At 52.9% G+C, this 16,471-nt stretch carries 12 protein-coding genes; 11 read left to right on the forward strand and 1 reads right to left on the reverse strand.

Annotated features, from left to right (window positions below; translation table 11 throughout):
• Window positions 1-49: 49 nt before the first annotated feature.
• The 11 genes from BQ7364_RS16605 to BQ7364_RS16660 all read left to right on the forward strand — a co-directional run bounded on the left by BQ7364_RS16605 (window position 50) and on the right by BQ7364_RS16660 (window position 14,888).
• Complete coding sequence (locus BQ7364_RS16605; RefSeq protein ID WP_072685814.1) at window positions 50-1,669, forward strand: GGDEF and EAL domain-containing protein; 1,620 nt, start codon at window positions 50-52, stop codon at window positions 1,667-1,669.
• 131 nt (window positions 1,670-1,800) lie between these two features.
• A complete protein-coding gene (locus BQ7364_RS16610) occupies window positions 1,801-2,790 on the forward strand; it encodes a hypothetical protein (RefSeq protein WP_072685816.1) in 990 nt (329 codons plus the stop codon).
• Window positions 2,791-3,677: 887 nt separating this feature from the next.
• The gene (locus BQ7364_RS16615) at window positions 3,678-5,132 is read left to right on the forward strand and encodes a 4Fe-4S dicluster domain-containing protein (RefSeq protein ID WP_072685818.1); all 1,455 of its coding nucleotides are present in this window, start codon (window positions 3,678-3,680) and stop codon (window positions 5,130-5,132) included.
• Window positions 5,133-5,150: 18 nt separating this feature from the next.
• Window positions 5,151-5,399 carry a (2Fe-2S) ferredoxin domain-containing protein gene (locus BQ7364_RS16620; RefSeq protein ID WP_072685820.1) on the forward strand — a complete coding sequence of 83 codons (249 nt, stop codon included), beginning with the start codon at window positions 5,151-5,153 and terminating at the stop codon, window positions 5,397-5,399.
• Entirely contained in the window at window positions 5,396-7,084 is a 1,689-nt protein-coding gene (locus BQ7364_RS16625) for a [Fe-Fe] hydrogenase large subunit C-terminal domain-containing protein (RefSeq protein ID WP_072685822.1), read from the forward strand. The genes BQ7364_RS16620 and BQ7364_RS16625 overlap by 4 nt, the downstream gene beginning before the upstream one ends.
• Window positions 7,077-8,264, forward strand: a complete 1,188-nt coding sequence (locus BQ7364_RS16630; RefSeq protein WP_072686144.1) for a SpoIIE family protein phosphatase — start codon at window positions 7,077-7,079, stop codon at window positions 8,262-8,264. Before BQ7364_RS16625 ends, BQ7364_RS16630 begins: the two co-directional genes overlap by 8 nt.
• Window positions 8,265-8,954: 690 nt before the next feature.
• Entirely contained in the window at window positions 8,955-9,776 is an 822-nt protein-coding gene (locus BQ7364_RS16640; RefSeq protein ID WP_072685826.1) for a papain-like cysteine protease family protein, read from the forward strand.
• A gap of 553 nt (window positions 9,777-10,329) precedes the next feature.
• Window positions 10,330-11,922, forward strand: a complete 1,593-nt coding sequence (locus tag BQ7364_RS16645; protein WP_072686146.1) for an ABC transporter substrate-binding protein — start codon at window positions 10,330-10,332, stop codon at window positions 11,920-11,922.
• Between the two features lie 91 nt (window positions 11,923-12,013).
• Window positions 12,014-12,577, forward strand: a complete 564-nt coding sequence (locus BQ7364_RS16650; protein ID WP_159432837.1) for a TetR/AcrR family transcriptional regulator — start codon at window positions 12,014-12,016, stop codon at window positions 12,575-12,577.
• Window positions 12,578-12,672: 95 nt separating this feature from the next.
• Window positions 12,673-14,037, forward strand: a complete 1,365-nt coding sequence (locus BQ7364_RS16655) for a radical SAM/SPASM domain-containing protein (protein WP_072685830.1) — start codon at window positions 12,673-12,675, stop codon at window positions 14,035-14,037.
• Window positions 14,038-14,309: 272 nt separating this feature from the next.
• Window positions 14,310-14,888: an ECF transporter S component gene (locus tag BQ7364_RS16660; protein WP_072685832.1), complete on the forward strand. Its 579-nt coding sequence runs from the start codon at window positions 14,310-14,312 to the stop codon at window positions 14,886-14,888.
• A gap of 135 nt (window positions 14,889-15,023) precedes the next feature.
• On the opposite strand, the gene BQ7364_RS16665 is transcribed toward BQ7364_RS16660, so the two are convergent.
• On the reverse strand, window positions 15,024-16,268 hold the full coding sequence (locus BQ7364_RS16665) for an MFS transporter (RefSeq protein WP_072685834.1): 1,245 nt from the start codon (window positions 16,266-16,268) through the stop codon (window positions 15,024-15,026).
• Window positions 16,269-16,471: the final 203 nt, after the last annotated feature.

A 16,471-nucleotide genomic window follows, 5' to 3' on the forward strand; every position in this document is an offset into this window, starting at 1 on the left:
TTTGGCAGGAATTCCCTAAAATAGAAAAGGATACGAAAGGGGAAAACGGATGCCTACGATTTTGGACAACGCTCTGTTCACCGCTTTTTCCGAAGCTTCTGAACAGGTTTATATCTATGTCTGCGACGTCAAACGGGATTTGTCTCACTGGTCGAAAAATGCCGTGACCTTTTTCGGCCTGCCGGGCGAATATATGGAAAATGCCGCTGCTTTGTGGAAGGCAAAAATCCATCCGGAAGATCGCGGCCGATACCTGAAGGACATCGCAGACGTTTTTTCCGGCGTCAAGACGCACCACAGCTGTGAATACCGGGCACTCAGCCAGAGCGGCGATTATGTGTGGCTGGAATGCCGCGGCACGATGATGAAAAACGAACAGGGTGAACCGTGGTTGTTCGCCGGAATGATGACGCGCCTGGACGCGCGCAATAAAATCGATCCGCTGACCGGTCTGCCGACGATGCGGGAGTTTGCCGAACTGGACTTTACAGATATCAAAGGCGTGGCGATGGTCGTCGGCTTCGATGGTTTCCGCGAAGTCATCAACAATTATGGATATCGCGGAGGCGATGAAATTCTTGCGGATTTCGCTGTAAAGCTGCGTCAGGTCTGCCCGATGGCGGCGACGCTGTACCGGTTTGAAGGCGATGAATTCGCCGTTTTGATTCCCGACGGCAGCCGCAATCAGGCGGGCAGCGTGTTTGAAGCGCTGAGGCAGGCGGCAAAAGAGCTGGGCAGCCGGCAAGTCAGTCTGGAAATCACCGGCGGCGCTGTCTGCGTGCCGCAGGATGGAACGACGCAGGAGGCGCTCATCAGCAAGCTGGAACATTCTCTGGCCCATGGCAAGGCACACCGGCGTTCTCAGCTGGTCTTTTTCAGCCTCGAGGTTTCGTCCGAATACCGCCGGATAAGTGGTTTGAAGCAAATGCTGGCGCGCTCTGTCAATCATGCGTGCGAGGGCTTTTCAATGGTTTATCAACCGTTAGTCGATCAGGATCACCGCGTGGTCTGCTGCGAAGCGCTGTTAAGGTGGAATGCCGATCCCGACGTCGGGGAAATGATCCGGCTGTTGGAAAACACCGGGGAAATTCTTCCGGTCGGCCGCTGGATCGTCCGTCAGGTGTTCGCCCAGGCGCGCTCCTGGCAGCGCAAAAGTCCGGATTTTATCACCGGGTTTAACGTTTCCTATTTGCAGTTTAAGGATCCAGGGTTTGCCGATTTTCTGATCGCGGAAGCCTGGCGGTTGGAAATCAACCCGCGTCAGATTGCGATTGAGCTGACGGAAAGCTGTCAGGTCGAGGACTTTGAAGGACTGGCGCAGGAATTTGCCCGCTTGCGGGCGTTCGGCTTCAATCTGTCGCTCGACGATTTCGGCATCGCGTATTCCACGCTGCTGCTGATCCGCAACCTGCCGGCCGATTCCGTGAAGATCGATCAATCGTTTATCCGGGATTTGAGCGAACAAAATCAGGTGGATCTGGCGATTATCGAAAGCGTCGTGTCGCTGTGCTGCAAGCTGGAAATCAGACTGGTGGCTGAAGGGGTGGAAAACGCCCGCATCCTGAAGCTGTTAAAAGCTTATCCGATCACGCTGTATCAGGGCTTTTATTTTGCCAGGCCGATGATGGCGAGGCAGCTGGAACCGCTTATCGGCACGATTCTGCCCTAGATCAAACCCAGACGGAATGTTTTCCGTCTTTTCTTTTGTACAAGATTATCCCGTTGTCTTTCATTTTCTGAATTTTTGAGGATTAAGGTGGCTGCGTGTGGGAAATACTGCAAGGGAAAGCAGGTGATTGGATGCGTGCAGCACAGATCCGCAGAGAAGAAATGGGACTGCATTCCCTTGGCGAAAAGAAAGATTATTTTGAAGGCTGGTATTTCCGGCTGTGCGACCCGCGTTGTTCGCTGGCGGTGATCGTCGGTTTCAGCCCGCAGCATTCAGCCGCGCCGTTTTTTATTCAGACGACGGATACGTTGACGAATCAATCACAATGGGCGGAATTTGGCTGGCAGGACGCGGTAGTGCGGCAGTCGCCGTTTCATCTGACGCTGGGAAGCAACGAATTTTCGCTGACGCGCGTGAAGCTCGATCTGCCAAAGCTGAAAGTCCGGCTTCGTTTAAGCGGCTTGACGCCGCTGCCGTTTTCCCGGTACGCCCCGACGATCATGGGACCGTTCGCGTATTTGAAAAATATGGAATGCGTGCATGGCGTGATCAGCCTGCATCACCGCATGGAAGGCGTTGTCATCGCCAACGGACGTTCGCTTCCCGTAACCGGCGTGGGTTATCTGGAAAAGGACCGCGGCACTTCGTTTCCCCAGCGCTATCTGTGGTTTCAGTCCAACCAGTGCGGCGTACCGGATTCGTGCTTCTTCCTGTCGCTGGCCAGTATTCCGTTAGGACCGCTGACATTTAATGGTTGTCTGCTTGTCGTCAAACTGCGCGATCAGCTGCATCGCTTTGCGACCTATACCGGCTGCCGCCTGGAATCGCTGCGCTGCCGTCAGTTTAAAGAGGGTTCCGGGTGGGCCAAACTGCGGTTTCATCAGGGCGGCTGGCAGATCCGGATCCGTCTGGAATGCGGTCCGGCCTGTTCGCTGGCTTCGCCGCACAACGGGCGGATGCAGGGCCGGATTCAGGAAAGTCTCAGCGGCCGGGCGCATGTGACGCTGCTGCATCATGGCGTGAAGGTTCATGAAAGCCTGTGGTCGCAGGGCGGCATGGAGCTGCAATGGGAAAAAGAGGAAGATCAGAACGCGGAATACAGTAAAAAAGGGTTGTCCTGAAACGGCAACCCTCAACATTTTTATTATAGCACGAAAAAAATTTGAATGAAAGGGCTTACTTTTTTGAAAACTCTGTTTATAATAAAGTCGAAGATAAGGAATGAGATCTTCAAACAGAGGAAGCTGATCCCTCAGACAGCCGATCAGAACGGTTGAGTCCGTTAAGGAGAGAACCTAGTTTCTCAATGAATCCATTAAGGCTGATAAAGTAAGAGGAGCGAAGCTTTCAGAATAAACGGAACGTTTATTCTAAGGAGGTTAAAGTAAATGGAACCTGGACAGAGAGGATACCGCCGCTAAACGCCGGCGTTGCGCGATGAATCGCAGATCCGTGTGATGCTTCTTACAACTTCCCATTTTGCTGAAAATTTACAAAACAGCCATCGAACAGATAAACAGCCATTTTGTGAGGATTAAGGGTAAACGCGAGGAAGAAATGAGAACGGTTTGGTTTCAGCAGTGGAATCGAATTGATGTCATAGAGAGAGTTGCGGAAATGTTGGAAAACAGCCGCTGCGGTTCATCGGTATAAATAGAATCAATAACATAGATGAAGAACCTGCAAAAAATGCGGGTTCTTTTTTCGTGCTTTGAATTCCTTTGATAACGAGCATCGGGAAATAAGCCGGTTTTGCTTCTTAGGTCTCTGTTTCAGCAGAATGGCGGCAGCAGGAAGTCGGAACGAGAGTTTTGAGGAACAGCGCCGTTTAAAGGTTGTTTTTCAGCCTTGAATTTCCCAGGAAATAGTAAGTTTAACGATTGTTAAACAAGCTTACAATTATTTTGAAAGCACTTGCGGAATATGCGATAATAAAAGTAGGTTTTCAGAATTGAAAATCAGCGCTATCTATGGTAATGTGAATTTGTTAGCAATGGAGGAGAAAACAATGTCCATGTTCAATCACGAAGCACGTCAGTTCAAGTTCGACGTGCTCAAGGAAATTTCACAGCTGGCTTATGAAGGAAAATTGACGGACGACAGCGCGGCCGCGATCAGCCGCAAACTGATCCCGGGGCGCAAGGCGGAATTCCGCTGCTGCGTGTATAAGGAAAGAGAAATCCTGCGGCAGCGCACGCGCCTGGCGTGCGGGAAAATGGCGGATGAAGCTGCGGCATACAATCCGCGTCAGATCGTTCAGGTGATCGACGCGGCGTGCGACGGCTGCACGATCCGCAAGATTCAGATCACCGACAACTGCCGCAAGTGCATGGCGAAAGCCTGTCTGGCTTCGTGTAAGTTCGATGCCATCAGCATGGGGCTGCACCGCGCCCAGATTGATTATACAAAATGCAAGGAGTGCGGCGCCTGCGCCCGCAGCTGTCCATACAACGCGATCGTCGTCACCGAGCGGCCGTGTTCCCAGCACTGCCCGGTCGACGCAATCCGCTGGGATGAAAATGGGATCGCTCAGATCGACGAAACCAAATGCATCAACTGCGGCGCCTGTCAGGCCGCCTGCCCGTTTGGCGCGATTGAGGATATGTCATGGATCGTGCCGGTCGTCAGCCTGTTGAAAATGGGAACGCCGATGTTTGCGATCGTCGCTCCGGCGATTCAGGGGCAGTTTGACAACGCCACCCTGCCGCAGATCAAGAAAAGCATTGAGCTGCTGGGGTTTGAAAAAGTCTACGAGGTCGCGCTGGGCGCGGATGCCGTCGCGTGGGAGGAACAGGCGGAGCTGGCGGAAAAGATGGAAGCCGGCGTGCCGATGACGACCTCCTGCTGTCCGGCTTTTGTCAACCTCGCAAAGATGCACTTCCCGCAGATTTACGAAAACAATATGTCGACCGTCGTTTCACCGATGATGGCGCTGGCCCGCAAGCTGAAAAAAGACCATCCGGATCACGGCGTGATCTTTATCGGCCCATGTCTGGCGAAAAAGCAGGAAGCGATGGAATCCTTCACCGCCGTTGATTACGTGCTGACCTTTGAGGAAATCGCGGCGATGATGATCGCCAAACACATTGATCCTTCGGAAGTAGAGGCGAAAGAGGAAGACTATCCGTCGATCTTCGGCCGCAACTTCGCTCAGGGCGGCGGTGTTGGCAAAGCGGTCGCGCAGGCTGCAAAGGAAAAAGCGATGGCCGCGCCGGTGAGCGTGTACGCCGACGGCTGCATGGAATGCAAGAAGCAGCTGACGTTAATGAAGTTCGGCAAGTTTACCGGCAACATTCTGGAAGGCATGGCCTGTCCGGGCGGCTGCATCGCCGGGCCGGCGGTCATCGAGCCGCCGATGGTGGCAAAAGGCCGGATGGCGAAAGAAAATAACGGCCAACAGAAAACGATTGAGGAATCGCTGGAAAGCTTTGATTTTACCGGCGTGCCGATGCATCGAAAATAAGCGAAAAGGAGAAGCGACATGGTCACTGTTGAAGTTTGTATTGGAAGCGCCTGTTACGTCAAGGGCAGCAATGAAGTCGTCACAATTCTGCAGGAGTTAATCAAAGAAAAAGGCTGGGAAGATCAGGTCAATGTTAAGGGGGCTTTCTGCATGCAGGTCTGCACACAGGGCCTGGGACTGCGCGTTAACGGCAAGCAGCTGCTGGGCGTCGGTCTGCATAATGTCAGAGAAGTGCTCGAGCGGGAAATTACGGCGGCCCTGGCATGAGCTACATCCAGCTGTCCGAGGCGAACTGCCGCAACTGTCTGCGCTGTGTGCGCGTCTGTCCCACCAAGGCGATGACGTATCAGAATCATCAGCCTACAATTCTTGAAGACGAGTGTATTCTGTGCGGCAAATGCTACGCGATCTGTCCGCACAGCGCCAAAAAGGTTCACAGCGACGTCGATCAGGTCCGTCAGTGGATCGCTCAGGGTCAGCCGCTGGCCTTAAGCATCGCACCGTCCTTTGCGTCGGTCTGGCCGGACTATCCGCGGCTGAAACGACAGCTGGAAGCGATCGGGTTTCAGGTGATCGAGGAAACGGCGGTCGGCGCCCGGCTGGTTTCTCAGGCTTACATGAAGCTGATCGAGGAACATCAGATGAAAAACATTCTGTCGACGTGCTGTCCGGCCGTCGTCACCTATGTTGAGAAAAATTTTCCGGAACTTGTCGATCAGCTGGCGCCGGTTGTGTCGCCGATGATTGCGCATGGCTATGATTTGAAAGAGCGTTATCCGGGTGTGAAGACGGTGTTTTTGACGCCATGCATCGCGAAGCAGAAGGAAGCTGCCGATCCGCGCTTTGCGGGGGCCATCGACGCGGTGTTAACGATGCCGGATCTTTCTGTCTGGCTGAAAGACGAACCTGTAAACGAGGATGAGGAACAACCGGAAGTCCGATGGGAAAGTCTGAAAGCCAGCACCGTACGAATGTATCCGACCCCCGGCGGGGTGATCCGCACCTTAAGCAGTTCGGACGAAGTGTACGAGCGGGTCAGTGCGGAAGGCATGGACCGCGTCCGGGATGCGCTGAAGTCGATCGCTCAGGGACACATGGAAGGCTATTTCTTCGAACTGTCGGCTTGCGAACAGTCCTGTCTGGGCGGTCCGCTGTTATGCCACGTCGATCACAGCGAATGGAGAGCGCGCAGCGCGATCCGACGCAACATGGATCCCCAGGATCAGGTGCGCCAGGCCCAGCTGCCCGCCAATCTGCGCGCGAAGTGGCAGGCCGATCCAATCGAGCGGACGACGCATACCGAAGAAGAAATTAAGGACATGTTGTTTTTGATGGGCAAGACGACGCGGGAAAAGGAACTGGACTGCGGCGCCTGCGGTTACGAAAGCTGCCGCGCCAAAGCGATCGCAGTGCTGGAGGGCAAAGCGGATCCGAAGCTCTGTCTGCCCTACGCACTCGAGCACGCCCAGTCGATTTCCAATCTGATCATCGAGAATACGCCGAATGGAATTCTCGTGCTGGATGAGCATAACTGCGTGCGCGAGATCAATCCGGCGGCGCTGAATATGATGAACCTGCAGGAAATTGATCCGATCGGCATGCCGGTCGAGTCGATTCTGCCGGATCAGGGGCTGCATGAGCTGCTTCAGGATTTTGTCGGCGTCCAGTATTACCGCTGCGAATATCCGCAATATCATAAAATCTTAAACCACGCGATGATCTCGATTGAGGACCACCGCTATGTCATCCTGATTTTAATGGATCTGACGGTGGAGGAAACCAAGGAGAAAGTCATCCGCCAGATGCAGATGAAGACGGCGGAGGTTGCGCAGACCGTCATCGACGATCAGATGCGCGTCGTTCAGGAAATCGCCAGTCTGTTGGGCGAAACGACGGCGAAGTCCAAGGTTGCCTTAACGCGGCTGATGAAAGCGATGGATGAAGATGATTGAAGAAAAAATCCATGTGGAAACGTCGTTTTCCTCGCTGATCAAAAAGAATGAGGAACTGTGCGGCGATAAGGTGGCGATCCGCTATTGCGATCAGTTCTGCATCCTGGTGCTGGCTGACGGTCTGGGCAGCGGAGTCAAAGCGAACATTCTGTCCACGCTGACCAGCACGATCATCTGCGAGATGATGGCAGAAGGTGCGACGCTGCAGGAAGCGGTCGATACGATCACTGCGACGCTGCCGCAATGTCAGGAGCGCGGAATAGCGTATTCCACATTCACCATCGTTCAGATTTACTACGACGGGACGGCGCATCTGATCGAATTTGATAATCCGGCCGCCGTGATCATGCGCCGGGGAACCTGTATTGAATTGCCGCGGACAACGCGCGTGATCGGGCAGCGGCGAATCCGGGAAAGCAGCTTTCAGGTAGAGCCGAACGATTTCATCGTCGTGTTTTCCGACGGGATTATCCACGCCGGCGTCGGTACGTTTTTGAACTTCGGCTGGGATCATGCCGATGTGGAAAAACATCTGACGGAATATTGCCGCTCGACTGATCCGGCACGCGAGGTGACGCGGATTTTACTGGCCTGCGTCAACGATCTGTATCAGGGCCAGCCAGGCGACGATTCGACGGTGGCCACGGCCAAGATCGTGCCGGCCACGGAGGCCCGCGTGATGGTCGGGCCGCCGGAACATCCGGAGGACGACCGCAAGGTGGTCGGCCGTTTATTGAGCGCCACGGGGAAGAAAATCTGCTGCGGCGGGACGACGTCCAACATTGTCTCACGGATTACCGGCAAGGAAATCCAGATCGAAAACCTGTTATCCTTAACCTCCGACGTCCCGCCGATGGCCTATATCGAAGGGCTGGATTTAGTGACAGAAGGGGTGCTGACGCTGCAGAAAGCGAATGAATATCTGCACGAATGCGCTCAGTCGCCGCAGTTTTACGAGCAGTTTCTGCTGACGAAGCAGGAAGACGGCGCGATCTTGCTGACGAAAATGTTTTTGCAGGACTGCACGAAAATCGTGTTCATGGTCGGCCGTTCCGATAATCCCGCGCACCGCCAGTTAGCCTATTCGACGATCTCGCTGCGGGCAAAAATCCGGATGATTGAACGGATGGCTGAAAATCTCAAGAAGCTGGGCAAGATCGTCCAGATCGAGCTGTATTAAACAAAAGGATAATCGGGAATGAAATTGACGTGCAAAGAGCGAAGATGCATACTGCCTGATGCTGAAGAATGGGACGATCCATTGTGGAATTTCCCAGTTGGCTTTGCGGACGTGGTTTATGGAGAAGTTGATAGAGAAGTAGGAAAGCTGCCGGATCTTGCGGCAGTTTTCATTTGGTCAGAAGGCAGCCGGAACCAATCGTTTCTCCTAAGGAAGAACACCGCTGCGCAATCATGCAGGCTTCGGCCAGAGAAATTGTTCAAAAGTTTAGTGTGGCTAAACTGATGATATCACTTTATTAAATTTATACTTGCGCTGACGAATTTTTTTGATATAATTTTTTCGTGATTGAAGTTAAGGAGGGATGGGAAAACAGACGATCACGCCCGTTGATTTTGAATGATGAGTACCACGTCATTGCCGGTTGAAAACGACCGGCCGCATGACCTGATGTTCCACGAAGAACAGGCCTCGGACAGCCGGGTCAAATGCCGAAATTGAAACAGGGTTACCCTTGTTGATGCCAAAGCGTAATGCTTTGAAAAAGTTCTGTGACACGCAATCACCAAGCGGCCAAAAGCCATCGTCTTGTCTTTCTATCCTGAAGCGCAGGGAGCGCACCGGAAGAAAATTGAAGAAACGAAAAGAACTGTTTTTGTTTTTCTATTTTGAAAGGGGAAGTATCATTTTATGAAAAAATTATTGACTGTGCTTTGCGCACTGCTTTTCATTGCGGGCTGTTCCGCCGCGCCTGCCGCGCCGACGCCTCTGGCTTCTGCGGACTCCGTCCCAACTCGCTCAGGCGGCAACTTTACGGATCAGATGAAGCTGGCTTACCGCGATGATCTGGATCCGGAAGCCGGCGCGGATGCAGTTGAGCGGCAGGGCGATCATCCGGATTCACCTTATTTTTCCACGGTTGACTTTTACAATGCCGAAAGTACGGAAACGCTGACGATTCTGCCGCATTTTCAGACGATGCAGCAGACTTCGGAGTGGTCCTGCGGGGTGGTTTCCGCGCTGTTGGTTTTCAACTATTATGATCAGCTGGGCGAACAGACCGAGCGCACACTGGCAGAAATGCGAAGCAACGGCCTGACCCCGGAAGCGACCGATATGGAATCCATGATCGCGATCTTTAATCAGGTTGGCGGCTTCGATCTGGAAAGCAGTCTGGATTATCCGGCTGATCAGCTGGAAGCGGCCTTTCCATTAGAACGGTTTGAAGCCCTGCTGAAGGAAGGCACGCCGGTGATGGTCGCCTGGAACGACTGGGGCGGACATTGGCAGGTGGTGATCGGCTATGACAACATGGGAACGGAAACGACGCAGGATGATGTTCTGATCGTCGCCGATCCTTACGACACGACAGATCACAATCAGGATGGCTATACCGTCTATGGGGCGGAACGCTTTTATTACAACTGGACGATGTATGATTTCTTCGAAGAACAGGGAATGGAGAATCAGCGGGATCTGATGTTTCTGATCGCCACGCCGTCTGCCGGCTAACTTATCCAGATCAAGATCAAAGCTTTTCATCTCCGCTGTGGAAACTAACTGCGATTTTCTGAAAGCTGAAATAGAGAAAACGAACATGGAGAATTAATTTTCAGAAAATACTGAAAAAGAATTGACAAGTTTTTCGGTCTGCGGTAAACTAATCCCATCAACACAAATGCATAGATCAGGAAATGAGAAACTGGAACGTCGGGTTTAAGAGAGCTGCCGGAAGGTGCGAGGCAGTACGGACACCGGGGACAACTGCCCTGTTAGCAGCGAACTGAAAGGCCTGGCCGAGTAGGGGAAGCCGGGAATTCCCGTTATAGAAGAAGACATTCTCGCAAGTGCGACGATGTCCGCAGAGTGATCCTGTTTTAACAGACAGGATAATAGGAGTGGTACCACGGATTGATCATCCGTCTTCTAATTGGAAGGCGGATTTTTTGTGTTTGATTAAAGGGGGCTTGAGGGCGTGAAACTGGGGAGACAAACCGGAGTTTCCGGAGCACTGCTTTTCTGAACTGCAGGGTTAAGCGAAATTCAGAAAAGGAGAAAATTAATGATGAAAAACTGGGTAAAGAAAATTATCGTCGGCGTCTGCGCCGTCATGTTAACAGCCTGTGCTGTTCAGGGAGAGAACAGCGCCGCACCTGCCGCCACCGCGTCGGACGAACCGGTCAGCGGAGGAACCTACATCGTCCGCGGGGCGGGCGATCCGTACAGCTTCAATCCGGATTTGAAAGTCGACGACTGGGGCGTCGTCGCCTATCAGAATATCTTCAACCGGCTGGTCAAGCAGACGATTTCCAATGAAGTAGTCGGTGATCTTGCGGAAAGCTGGGAATTTTCAGAAGATGGCCTGACGCTGACGTTCCATCTTCACGAAGGTGTGAAGTGGCATGACGGCGAGCCGTTCAGCTCCGAGGACGTCAAGTGGACGTTTGATAAGATCCGTACCGAAGGATATCAGTCCAACAGCTTCAAGCAGCTGAGCGAAATTACCTGCCCGGATGAAAATACCGTCGTATTCCATCTTTCCGAGCCGAATTCCGGGATTGTCGCCACGATCGGCTGGCTGGGAACCTTCATCATGCCAAAGCATATCTACGATACGCCGGAGTACGACTGGTCGACCAATCCAGCCAACTTCCAGCCCGTCGGCACCGGTCCGTTCAAGTTTGTTTCGTATGAAAAGAGCGTTGCGATCCGCATGGAGCGCAATGAGGATTACTTCAAGGGCGCGCCGTATATCGACGAATTAATCGTTTCGATTATTCCGGATGAATCAACGGCATTCCAGGCATGGCAGAATGGCGAAGTCGACGACATTCTCGGCAAAGCCCCGTCTTCGGAAATCGCCGCGCTGAAGCAGGATCCGAATTACAACGTTTACCAATATGTCGCCACCGGCCGCGTTTATCTCTCGTTCAATCTGAAAGAAGGTCCGTTTGCGGACGTGCGCGTTCGTCAGGCGGTTGACATGGCGTTAAATCGTCAGGAAATTCTCGATAAGGCGGCCAAGGGCATCGGCAGCGTCCCGGAAACGTACATGACGCCGGTCTTTGACTGGGCGATGAGCGACACTGCGCGGATTCCGGAGATGGATCGGGAAGCGGCAAGGAAGCTGATTGAGGAAGCCGGCTATACCCAGGACGAAAACGGCTATTATTTCACCTGCACGCTTGACACGTTTGAAAGCGGCAACTTCAAGGATACCGCGACGGTCATTCAGGCGCAGCTGAAAGAAATCGGCATCGAAGTGAAGCTGAATATTTCAGAAATCGCCAACTTCCAGACCAAGGTGCTGGATAATTACAACTTCGATATGGCGATGAACTCCGGTTCGCAGGGCCCGGACGCCAACGCGATTGAAAACCGGATCGGTTCCAACGGTTCGCTGAACATCTCCAAATATGCCAATCCGGAAATTGACGAATTGTTGAAAGCGGGCATCGCCGTGTCGGATAAAGCGGCCCGTGGGGAAGTGTATAAGCAGATTCAGGAAATCCTGAAGCGTGATCTGCCGATGGTCATCGTTACCGATGAAATCTACAGCTATCCGATCAAGGCGACAATTCATAACCATCCGTTATCCACTGAAAAGTCCACGACGCTGGGGACCAACGAGTTCTCTGAAGTCTGGATCGAGCAGTAAGCCGAAAACTATGAATCTAAACAAATCCCCGGTTGTGTCGTTCCGGGGATTTCTTTTGGTTTTCGCATCGTGCTATAATGCGGGCGAGGTGATGGGAATGATCAGAACCCGGCAATGGATCATGGATAACTTTATGGCGCTGGCGCAGGAAAAACCGCTGAACAAGATCACCGTAGCGCAGATCGTAGGACGCTGCGGATTAAATCGAAACACGTTCTATTATTATTTTGAGGATATCCCGTCTTTGGTGGAAGCAATCTTTGCCCAGCAGGCGGCGGCTTTGCTTCCCGAGCAGCGGGATACGCTTTCGCTCCTGGACAGTCTGCATCAGGCGCTGGCCTGGTGTCAGAAGTATCGGCAGGCGGCCCTGCATATTTATCATTCGGCCAGCCGCGAATTGTTTCAGCAGCATCTGACCGATCTGATCGGCAATACGCTGGACGCTTATGCCTGTCAGGCGGGACTGGATGGAAAATATGAACCGGAAGCTCTGAAGACTGTGCTGCATTTTTACCGCTGCCTGCTTTTGGGGGTAACGCTGGACTGGCTGGACCACGATATGCGCTATGATCTCAAGGAGGAAGCGCGAAGTCTGATCACGCTGGCGGAAAACGGCGCGCTGCTGCCATCTGAATATTCAGGCAAACAGCCTTGATTGTCTGATCGTTTTACACCTGGCGAAATCTGTCGCTGGGTTTCTTTTTCTGGCTTTCCTATAATGAAACCAGTGGAAAAAGGAGAAGCTAATTTATGAAAACGATCGAAAAAATGAAATCCGCTGCTTTGGAAACCGCTGTTAAAACAGCGTTGGCGTATCTGGAACGGGATCCGGAGGCCAATATTCCCAAGGTGATGAAGCTGGTGGATCAGGTTTGCCCTGAGGACTGGTACGCGTCTCAGCGCCGGGCGGTGCGCGAGGTGATCGAACAGAAGAATCATTGGTATGACCTGATGCTGAAGCTGTATGATCTGGACGCCGGCGTCCGGAAAACATTCTTCACCAATTTCATTATCAACGCCTCCCTCAGAGGCAGCGCCCGTCAGATTGAAGCCTCGGCTGAAAATCAATGCAATGTTCCGTGGGCGATTCTGCTGGATCCGACCTCGGCGTGCAATCTGCGCTGCACCGGCTGCTGGGCGGCGGAATACGGCCATCAGCTGAATCTCAGCGTGGCGGAAATTGACAACATCATCACTCAGGGCAAAGCTCTGGGGACCTTTATGTATATCTATACCGGCGGGGAACCGCTGATGCGCAAAGCGGATCTGCTTACGCTCTGCCGGAAGCATCCGGATTGCGAGTTTCTGGCGTTTACCAATGGAACACTGATCGACGAGGCGTTTTGCGAAGCGATGCTGGAAGTGAAGAACTTTGTACCGGCGATTTCACTGGAAGGCTTTGAAGAAGCCAACGACAGCCGCCGGGGCGCGGGGTGTTATGCGAAGGTCCGCGCGGCGATGGCGCTGCTGAAGCAATACAAGCTGCCCTTCGGCGTATCGACGTGTTATACCAGCGCGAATGTGCAGGATGTCAGCAGCGAGCGGTATTTCGATCAGATGATCCGGGACGGCGCGTTGTTCGCCTGGTTCTTCCACTACATGCCGGTCGGCAATGAAGCGGCGCCGGTGTTATTGCCTTCTGCGGACCAGCGGGCCTGGATGATTCAGCAGATCCGCGGCTTCCGCAAGACGAAGCCCATCTTCACGATCGACTTCCAGAACGACGCCGAATATGTCGGCGGCTGCATCGCCGGCGGCCGGCGTTATCTGCACATCAATGCCAACGGCGATGTCGATCCGTGTGTGTTCATCCATTATTCCAATGTGAATATCCGCGAGCATACGTTGCTAAAAGCTCTGCAAAGCCCTTTGTTTATGGCTTATTATCACAACCAGCCGTTTAATGAAAACATGCTGCGGCCATGTCCGATGCTGGAAAATCCGGAAATCCTGCCTCGGCTGGTCAAGCAAAGCGGCGCTGTTTCGACAGATTTGCAATCGCCGGAAAGCGCGGAACATCTGTGCGCGAAATGTCAGAACTACGCGCAGGTGTGGGCGGTTCGTTCCCAACAGATCGCAAACGAACTGCATCCGCAGGGAAACTCTGACAAGTAAGCGGTTTGCTGAGAAAACCCGGCCGGTCATGAGAATCGGCGCGGGTTTTTCTCTTTTTTCCCTGTGGCTTGGCCGAACTGTCCCGCGTTAATCTGGCCGGGGGCTCACGCTTGGAAAATCAGTCGTATAACCCCTCAATAAATAATAAAAAAGTTTTCCACCGCCGTTCTTTTTGTATTACAATAAGGAAGACCGCGGCGCCGGTTTCCTCGGGAATCCTGTAGGAAGCGGATTTTCTACGCGGTATTCTGAAACAAAAAGGGGGATTTGAAATGAAAAAAAGGACGCGGACGATGGCGTTTATCGCTATCTTTGCGGCGATCAATTACATTGTTTTCAGCTATTTGAAGATCGACATCCCATTGGCGGCCGGATCTTCAGTCGCGATCCACGTCGCAAATGCGATCGTGGTGGTGTCGGCCTTTTTGTTAGGACCAGCCGAGGGGGGCGTTGCCGGAGCGATCGGCTTGTCGATTGCCGACTTGCTGGATCCGCGCTATGTCGCATCCGCACCGAAGACATTTTTCCTGAAATTCTGCATCGGCTATCTCTCCGGAAAAGTCGGACAGAAGCTGGGACTGGCGCAGGCCGCAGATTCCAGACAGGCGGCTCAAATCGCAGCGATCAGCGCGGCGGCAGGCCTGGGCTTCAACGTGGTCTTTGATCCGATCATCGGTTATTTGTTCAAACGGTTTATTCTGGGGATCAATGCCGAAGCCGCGGCGATCATCCTGACCTGGACCGGCGGTGTTACCGCCTTCAACGCCGTGATCTGCGTCTTTGTTTCCGTATTCTTGTATATGGCGTTAAGAAAACCGTTCGCCAGTATTTACGGGCGGAAGGAGAGTTAAGGCAAAACGCGTCTGGGCGGAAAAGGAAACAAGTTCTCTCAAACAAAAAAGAAAAACCACCGCAGGAACAAGCTTCTGTCATGCGGGCAGAGAGCAGGATTCCATTCGGTGGTTTTTTTGTGGACCCGCGGGATTTCAGACTTCCGGATTCAATTCCGCCTGGATGAAGCGTTCCTTGATTTCCGGATAGACAAACAACAGAATAAACGGCAGAATCGAGATCAGGCTGGAAACGGTGCCCAGTACGCTCAGATCGACGAATTCCGCGATGAACCCGAAAGCCAGCGAGGATAACGCCTGACCACCGCTGGAGGCCATCATGATAAAGCCGGAAATCATCGCCCGCTTTTCCCGCGGGATGACCAACATGAACGCGGCATTGAGAATTGCGTTGGCCACAGCGCTGACAAAATAGGTGATCAGAAAGGTGAACGCCAGCGAGTTGAACGTCTGCATCGAATAACAGACGGCAAACAACAGGGAACTTAACGGAAAACCGAACAACATCAGTCGGATCCGCAGCTCCGGTTTGATATTCAGCGTGCCCATGAAAATCGTGCCGATCAGCGCGGAAATCGACTGCAGCGACATCAGATAGCCATACTGTACGACGTCCAGCCCCCGGCCCAGACAAAACGGCAGGAACACGGCGCCCATGCCCGAGCCGAAGAAATTGGCGGACACCGCGATGATGACGATCAGGCGGAAGCAGCGGTCGTTGAACACATACTGGGCGCCCTCTTTCAAATCGGCAAACAATGTTTTCAGGTTGATCGGCATGCCTGTCTTGGGCGCCCGCGGCACGTCGATGAAGCATTCGGTGAACGCGGAGATCAACAGGGAGACCCCGTTGAGCAGGATGACGAAGGGAACGCCGAGAAACGCGATGATCGCTCCGCTCAAGCCTTTGCCGGCCATCGCGACGAGCGAGCGCATGCCGCCGGAGAGCGACTGCGCCCGGACCAGATCCTTCGGCATCACCAGATCGGTCATGACGGTCATTGAAGCCGGTGTGAAAAACGCGTTGCACAGGGCGGCGATGAAAGCTGTAGCCAGCACCATCCAGACTTCCAAGTGCTGGCTCATCGCGATCAGGCCCAGTCCGATCATCGTTAAGCCGCGGATCAGGTCCGTGCCGACGATCATCCATTTGCGGTGGCTGCGGTCGATGATCGCACCGCAGAAGGGTCCCAGGATCATTGCAACAAACATGGAGATGCTTGTCAGCAGACCCATTAATGCGGTGGATCCGGTTTTCTCATAGACCCAATAGCCGATGCAGATGCTGTAAAGCACATCGCCGAACGTGGAGAACAGCGTACCCTGCCACAGCAGGATAAAATTTTTATTCCAGAGCTTCAGTGTTTTCGTTTCATTCATGACGTCCACCTCTTGTTAGTTCCATAATATGACAAAGCGATTAAACTGTCAATTAAAATTATGAATTATAAAATAAAAATAATTAATTTATTCTTTTAAATTTTTATTTTTAAAATAAAAATGATGAAAGAAAAGTTGCTTATTCGAATAAAGGGGTCAAGCGGGGGCCGGTTTGAGCGAAGGGTAAAGCAAACCCTGCCAAT

Source organism: Holdemania sp. Marseille-P2844, from assembly GCF_900120005.1.
Classification (GTDB): Bacteria; Bacillota_I; Bacilli_A; order Erysipelotrichales; family Erysipelotrichaceae; genus Holdemania.

Bases quoted from the DNA above. Each gene is read 5' to 3' on its own strand.
- BQ7364_RS16605 (WP_072685814.1), top strand. From the start codon at position 50: ATGCCTACGATTTTGGACAACGCTCTGTTCACCGCTTTTTCCGAAGCT.
- BQ7364_RS16610 (WP_072685816.1), top strand. From the start codon at position 1,801: ATGCGTGCAGCACAGATCCGCAGAGAAGAAATGGGACTGCATTCCCTT.
- BQ7364_RS16615 (WP_072685818.1), top strand. From the start codon at position 3,678: ATGTCCATGTTCAATCACGAAGCACGTCAGTTCAAGTTCGACGTGCTC.
- BQ7364_RS16620 (WP_072685820.1), top strand. From the start codon at position 5,151: ATGGTCACTGTTGAAGTTTGTATTGGAAGCGCCTGTTACGTCAAGGGC.
- BQ7364_RS16625 (WP_072685822.1), top strand. From the start codon at position 5,396: ATGAGCTACATCCAGCTGTCCGAGGCGAACTGCCGCAACTGTCTGCGC.
- BQ7364_RS16630 (WP_072686144.1), top strand. From the start codon at position 7,077: ATGATTGAAGAAAAAATCCATGTGGAAACGTCGTTTTCCTCGCTGATC.
- BQ7364_RS16640 (WP_072685826.1), top strand. From the start codon at position 8,955: ATGAAAAAATTATTGACTGTGCTTTGCGCACTGCTTTTCATTGCGGGC.
- BQ7364_RS16645 (WP_072686146.1), top strand. From the start codon at position 10,330: ATGAAAAACTGGGTAAAGAAAATTATCGTCGGCGTCTGCGCCGTCATG.
- BQ7364_RS16650 (WP_159432837.1), top strand. From the start codon at position 12,014: ATGGGAATGATCAGAACCCGGCAATGGATCATGGATAACTTTATGGCG.
- BQ7364_RS16655 (WP_072685830.1), top strand. From the start codon at position 12,673: ATGAAAACGATCGAAAAAATGAAATCCGCTGCTTTGGAAACCGCTGTT.
- BQ7364_RS16660 (WP_072685832.1), top strand. From the start codon at position 14,310: ATGAAAAAAAGGACGCGGACGATGGCGTTTATCGCTATCTTTGCGGCG.
- BQ7364_RS16665 (WP_072685834.1), bottom strand. From the start codon at position 16,268: ATGAATGAAACGAAAACACTGAAGCTCTGGAATAAAAATTTTATCCTG.